Annotated in this window: 9 protein-coding genes; 5 read left to right on the top strand and 4 right to left on the bottom strand. The window is 38.7% G+C overall.

Features of this window, described 5'->3' with window-relative positions:
- Window positions 1–93 precede the first annotated feature (93 nt).
- Together AC1DPK_RS32085 and AC1DPK_RS32090 are read left to right on the top strand one after the other, a co-directional pair.
- Entirely contained in the window at window positions 94–708 is a 615-nt protein-coding gene (locus AC1DPK_RS32085) for an acyl-CoA thioesterase (protein WP_477512790.1), read from the top strand.
- A 706-nt stretch (window positions 709–1,414) separates the two neighbouring features.
- Window positions 1,415–2,314: a hypothetical protein gene (locus tag AC1DPK_RS32090; protein WP_477512791.1), complete on the top strand. Its 900-nt coding sequence runs from the start codon at window positions 1,415–1,417 to the stop codon at window positions 2,312–2,314.
- Between the two features lie 69 nt (window positions 2,315–2,383).
- Here the strand turns inward: AC1DPK_RS32090 and AC1DPK_RS32095 are convergent, their stop codons facing one another.
- Window positions 2,384–2,677, bottom strand: coding sequence for a hypothetical protein (locus AC1DPK_RS32095; protein ID WP_441875463.1), 294 nt, complete (start codon window positions 2,675–2,677; stop codon window positions 2,384–2,386).
- A 220-nt stretch (window positions 2,678–2,897) separates the two neighbouring features.
- On the opposite strand from AC1DPK_RS32095, the gene AC1DPK_RS32100 reads away from it, so the two are divergent.
- The gene (locus tag AC1DPK_RS32100; RefSeq protein WP_430058754.1) at window positions 2,898–3,434 is read left to right on the top strand and encodes a DUF1697 domain-containing protein; all 537 of its coding nucleotides are present in this window, start codon (window positions 2,898–2,900) and stop codon (window positions 3,432–3,434) included.
- 84 nt (window positions 3,435–3,518) lie between these two features.
- Here AC1DPK_RS32100 and AC1DPK_RS32105 read toward each other — a convergent pair whose 3' ends face one another.
- From AC1DPK_RS32105 to AC1DPK_RS32115, 3 genes are all read right to left on the bottom strand, one after another.
- Entirely contained in the window at window positions 3,519–3,947 is a 429-nt protein-coding gene (locus AC1DPK_RS32105; protein WP_430058757.1) for a VOC family protein, read from the bottom strand.
- A 111-nt stretch (window positions 3,948–4,058) separates the two neighbouring features.
- Window positions 4,059–4,346, bottom strand: coding sequence for a DUF6199 family natural product biosynthesis protein (locus tag AC1DPK_RS32110; protein WP_477512792.1), 288 nt, complete (start codon window positions 4,344–4,346; stop codon window positions 4,059–4,061).
- A 155-nt stretch (window positions 4,347–4,501) separates the two neighbouring features.
- Window positions 4,502–4,666, bottom strand: a complete 165-nt coding sequence (locus AC1DPK_RS32115; RefSeq protein WP_477512793.1) for a hypothetical protein — start codon at window positions 4,664–4,666, stop codon at window positions 4,502–4,504.
- 259 nt (window positions 4,667–4,925) lie between these two features.
- Here AC1DPK_RS32115 and AC1DPK_RS32120 point away from each other — a divergent pair, with 259 nt between their 5' ends.
- Together AC1DPK_RS32120 and AC1DPK_RS32125 are read left to right on the top strand one after the other, a co-directional pair.
- Entirely contained in the window at window positions 4,926–5,363 is a 438-nt protein-coding gene (locus AC1DPK_RS32120; RefSeq protein WP_441875475.1) for an RrF2 family transcriptional regulator, read from the top strand.
- A 250-nt stretch (window positions 5,364–5,613) separates the two neighbouring features.
- The gene (locus AC1DPK_RS32125) at window positions 5,614–5,988 is read left to right on the top strand and encodes a DoxX family protein (protein ID WP_076265768.1); all 375 of its coding nucleotides are present in this window, start codon (window positions 5,614–5,616) and stop codon (window positions 5,986–5,988) included.
- Window positions 5,989–6,000: the final 12 nt, after the last annotated feature.

Below are 6,000 nucleotides of genomic sequence, written 5' to 3' on the forward strand. Positions count from 1 at the left end.
TGAAAACTATGCGATATATGTATTTTACCTATATATAAGATGGGTGTAAACTTAGCGTTATCGAAAAATTTTATGAAGAAAAAAGGTGTTACCATGAACGTATTAGAAAAATTAGTTGTCCCTTTATCATCAAGACCAGCATCAGAATCACTAACCATTAAGGAATCGATTGTTCTGCCGCCAGATACCAATCATCACGGAACGATTTTTGGTGGAAAGCTTATGGCATATATAGATGATGTGGCTACGATAGCCGCAACAAAGCATGCTCGTCGTCCCGTCGTTACGGCTTCAACAGACTCCGTCGATTTTCTTCATCCAGTAAGAAAAGGCGATGCAGTAAGCTTATCGGCTTTCGTTACTTGGTCACATAAAACGTCTATGGAAGTGTTTGTCCGAGTAGTGACGGAGGATTTGCTTACAGGCGGTCGCAAGGTGTGCGCTACCTCATTCCTGACGTTTGTTGCATTAGGTGATGACGATAAACCAACAGTAGTGCCTGGCGTATTAGCCGAATCAGATGAAGAGCGGCTATTGTTCTCTACTGCACCAGATAGGAAAGAGGCAAGACGTATACGAAGACAAGAGAGTAAGCATTTTGCCAACTACATGGGAACAGATTATGCTTTTAAAGAAACGCAATCCAAATCAGTCCCACAGCATTCCATTAATAAAGGTTACGAATCGGCTTGGGGTTCGGACTGGTAAACGTATAATTGGTTTTACTAAGCTGCTGTAATTGATTACAGCAGTTTTTCGTATTCAAGGTGGTAAATTGTTTTGAAAATAAGGATAACCTGTTGCCGCATATCCTATAACGAGCAAAAATTCGTTCAAAGGAGCATGCGATGCATAATGCAGGGACTTTATTTTTGAAGCTGATCGTTCATCTTTTTTCGCTTCTTTTTATTTTTCCCGCAATTTTGTTCTCCATTCTGGTGCTATGCTTGACGGATAATGTGAAATCCGGAATGGTTATGCTTATTTCTGCGTTGATTCTTCATGTTATTGTGAAAATTAGCAGCTACTCGTATTCTTTATCACAAGGTGATCATAAATATCGAATAAACAGGCGAGAAACCGAAATTTTTAGTGAGTGGTCATATGAAAAAGAATCCCCGCCACCACTTGTGGACATTTATCGTGAAATTGATTGTTGGAATGGGGAAACTGAGACATTATACCGCATGATTCGAAATCGTGAACAAGCTAATTACTCGGAGGATCGTACTGAAGGATGTGTAGCATGCAAGCAGAATAAGTGCGGAAATAGGCATGAAGATTAGAATGGGAAAAGCAGTGAAATGGATGATCAGAAAATATTACCAGCCATATTAATAAATATTAATGACGTTATGCCCCTGAATTCATATAAGATATGCGAAAGATATGTAAACAGGGAGGTTATATGATCATGGAAAAGAAACGCTGCTTATTCTGTTCTGAGATCGTACCCATCGAACAAAAAGGTGAGTATGAGCGCTATTTGGGCTGCAACTGCGCACCGGGAAGTTATTACAGTTTATTAAGAGATAGTTACCTTGCTATTAACTCATTGTCCTATCCTATAAAAAATAAACGTTTTCCCATTATATCGGGGTACATTAGAGAACAATTAGATTGTGGTGAAAAGATTACTCTTACAAATGATGACTTGGAAACGATTGAGAAAGCACCACATATTCCACTTACAATTGAAGATAAAGAAGCACGGCTTCTTCAATATTTATATCGTCATTCCGATGATCCTGGACAACCGATCGTCATTCAGCCGCTTTCACAAAATTTTAATTTAACTTATTCTCCAAACCTGCAAGAGCTCGTGTACATTGTGGAGAAACTAAGGGAAGCTCAATTGATTGTTAGAGAAGGGATTACTTTTAAGCTTACGGAGAAGGGATGGAACGAAGCAGCAGCAAGAGCAGGGGGAAGGAAGTTGAAAACTTGCGGTGTGCTGCTCCCAGACAATCAGCCATTGCGAGCGGAATGGTTTGAGCATGTATTTCCGAAATTAGAGCAGTTTGGTTATTTGCCGTTTATGTTTCAACAATCAGATACAGGCGGCAATGAAAATTATTCCATAACGAAGCTAGCTGAAAGCAAGCTTATCATTGCGGATATTACAAGCCATTCACCGGAGGTTTATTTTGCAGCTGGGTATGCGCTTGGCGCAAATGTTGAGGTCGTGTGGACGATGAATAGCACACAGGAGGACGAGCTGTGCGTTCAGCCGGAGTCCATTAGGCCAATGATATGGGATGATGCGGGGGAGCTTGCTGCGCTGCTTCAGCAGCGGCTGAGCTTTAAGAAATAATCTATAGAATCAATACACAAAACACACGCTTAAAAAGGTGTGTTTTGTGTTATTTATGTTAATCTACGTCTAGCTGCACATCGTGGCAGGTTTTAAGGCGGCATTAAAAGCAGCACGATTTTCCCATAAGAATGAGTGAATTTGGCTTGACTCATCAAAGAAATGCTCCTGCTCATCCATGTAATCTTCACCTAATCCATGTACGCTGAATCGATCCTCACTGTTATTCATTAGAGTCCATTGTCCTCCACGTTTGCGATCTGCGAATACAAAATAAAATTTTTGACCGGTTGCATCCCACTGGGCGAGTTGCTTGAAGTTTTCTAAAATAAATGCAATATCATTTTTCTTTTTGATCAACATGGTTCATCTCCTCTTTCTTTATAAAAATAATTGTCATATTAGCGTGTATGCTCGCATAAGAACAAGACAAGAATATACGATTTTATCAGAAAAGTATGTCAAACGGTAGGAACGATTTATAGGATTGTTTGACGAATAATGGCGTACTTGATATATGATGAAATCAGTTATACTATAAATGTCAAATAACATCAGCAGCTGAAAGAAAGGATGTTTGTAGATGAGCATTTATTTTGCGCTTTTACGAGGAATTAATGTTGGCGGCAATAATATGATAAAAATGGCTGAGCTTAAACGAATGTTTGAGGAGCTTGGCTTTGCACGTGTGCAGACGTATATTAACAGCGGGAATGTCATTTTCGAATCAAACGAGAATGCAAACAAACTAGAAGAGACAATTGAGAAGCAGATTAGTGAAGTGTTTGGATTTAATATCGCTGTAATACTGAGGACGTCGGATGAACTTGTAAGCATTATTGATAAATCACCTTTCAATGCGGCTGAGTTGACCGAAGGTCAGAGTATACATCTCACTTTATTAAAAGAGGCGCCTACACAAGAACAAATTAATAATTTGCCTGATGTAGACCTAGGCAATGATGAATATTACATAAGCGGCAAAGAAATTTATGTGCTTTATCGAAACAGTATTCTTGATTCCAAGCTGCCCAAAAAATTTCAAAATTTACTGCCAGCTACAGCTCGAAACTGGAAAACAATTATGAAGCTTGATGCGATGGCAAAAGCTTTAAAATAAGTACAGTGTTTGAGCGAAAAAAAAAGGATCGGGCACTATTCTTATAAAAAGAATAGACCCGATCCTTTTTAACATTAATGTTTGTTAGCCGTTAGCTGCCTCATCTTCAACGTTCAGTTGCCACAAGATGCCAAGCTTGTCCTTTACTTGGCCGTAGCATTTGCTCCAGAACGTTTCTTGGAGTTCCATTAGAACCGTGCCGTTTTCCTTCAGCTTATGAAATAGTGATGTTACTTCATCTTTATCTTTGCTGACGATCGAAAGGCTTATATTGTTTCCTTCAATAAAGGGCATTCCAGGGAATACATCAGAAAACATAACATTGCTGCCTAAAATGTTTAAGCGAGCGTGCATGACTAAGTTTTTTGCTTCCTCAGGAAGGGGATATTCTGGGTTTGGTGGAATATCGCTGAAAGTAGTGAAATTTGTAATTTCAGCCCCAAACACTTGCGCATAATATTCGACCGCTTCACGACAATTCCCATTGAAATTCAAATAAACATCAACTGCCATTTTATTCACTCCTTCATGATTATTGGCTCATTATTGCTCCAATATTTTCATTCCAATTGTATCATTAGATGGTCTGGAATCAAATTTTTTTTGAAAATTTAAGATGTTATTTTAGAAAAGATTAGGCAGGATGACAAATAGAAAAACAATAAGAATGATGATACTGCTTATCCGGCTCATTAGTATGTAAGCATCGCTAGGTTCTGAATTTCCTTTAACCATCCAGCCGTATCTCATGTACCAACCGAACTTAGGGAAGAAGATATTAAGGAATGCAATGATGACAAAAAGGATAGCAAACAATACCACAAGAATCAGCCCCTTATTTGTGTATTCGCGATTAAATGAAGGAATTAAGAAAGTTAAAAATAGTTGATCGCTATTTCTTTTATTGTACATGATAAAAGGCTACAGCAGACTAATAAAATGGAATAAATTCCTTATTAATATTGATTTATGTAATGGAAAAAGGAAGACCACAAGGCCCACGAAATGGTCCTTGTGGATAATATAAACGTCTATATACTTGCACCGATACGGGTTAGACCTTCTTTTTAGTATCCTTTACCATGACCAGCGCCAACTCCGCCAACTCCACCATATCCACCGTATCCGCCAACTCCGCCAAATCCGCAACTGCAAGCGATAATCACCAAGAGAATAAAGAGGACTAAGATGATCCCTAAGCTCGAGAAAGCTCCACCAACGTGACCAGACATTTTTCATTGCACCTCCTTACGTTCTGTGTACTGTGTAATTTATGCTGGATGGGTATTTGTTGATTGGGTGTTTGTTACCTAGCTAAATGAATCATGTCATAAGCCTAGTTATAAGTTAGACAGAAGCGAAAAAGAAGTATGACTGTCTTGGGGGTGACAAACTTGAACATGAAAATGCATTACTTTATAATGTGCTTAATAGAAATACAATTCATAATATGATGTTTAAGCCACATAAGTGGCTGAAGGAGTGATTGATATGAGTACTGCAAATCGTGGAGTTAATATCGGACCTCCTAGATTTAAAATAGCGGTTCATTCCATTGTCTGGTTAGCGCAGAGCGGCAGCATCTTATCAAGTGCGATGATTGCAAATCAGGTGAATTCGCATGCAACTTTTATGAGAAGAGTTATGCAAGCATTAGCGGCAGCCGGCATTGTGGAGTCAAAGGGCGGTAGAGAAGGCGGATATATTTTAAGAAAAACGGCGAATGAAATTACATTAGGCGACATTTACGCGGCAGTAAATACATGTACAGCTGAACCAGAAGGTGATGGTAATTGTGGAGAAACAGGCCATAAACTGGACGTAGAGCTGGAAAAAATTCTGTTTGAAGCTGAGCAAAAAACGATTGATTACCTTCGTCAGTATACTATTAATGATGTGATGGAGCGTGTAGATTTTTTTGTCGTTTAATTTTTTCAACAAAGTACTAGTCAAACGTTTTGAAACGAATTATAATGTGCTTAAATGAGTTGCAGTTAAAACTGCACTTTTATTTTTGTATTATATGTGCTTATTACAAGCACAGTTAACTTTGAAGATTATGGGGGTATGACCTAAATCGGAAATAACAACAGTAAGCATTAAATATTTGAAAAGAATAGTCTGTTTTATAATGTGCCTTCATAGGTTGCATTAACCGAGAAAAAAAGGAGAGTCTACAATGGAAATATTAGCGTTGGTATTGCAGGGGCTATTAGGTTTGATGTTTTTGATGGCTGGATTCGGTAAAGTATCGGGGTCGAAGATGCATGTTGACGGCTTTAAACAATGGGGCTTGCCGCAATGGTTCCGAGTTGTAACGGGTGTCGTTGAATTAATCGCTGCCATTGCTTTAATTATTGGATACTGGGAGCACAGCTGGGCAGCAGCTGGCGCGTTATTGCTTGGCGTTACAGCTATCGGAGGTACATTAACTCATGTACGTGTAAAAGATTCTTTCAAACAAACTTTCCCGATCATCCTCGTAGGTGTTTTATCATTTGTACTATTTTTTATCCGACTATCCGATTTATCTGATTTTCCTGGGTTTAACTAAGCTGTACTAGAT

This window comes from Paenibacillus sp. 01T424, from assembly GCF_056398745.1.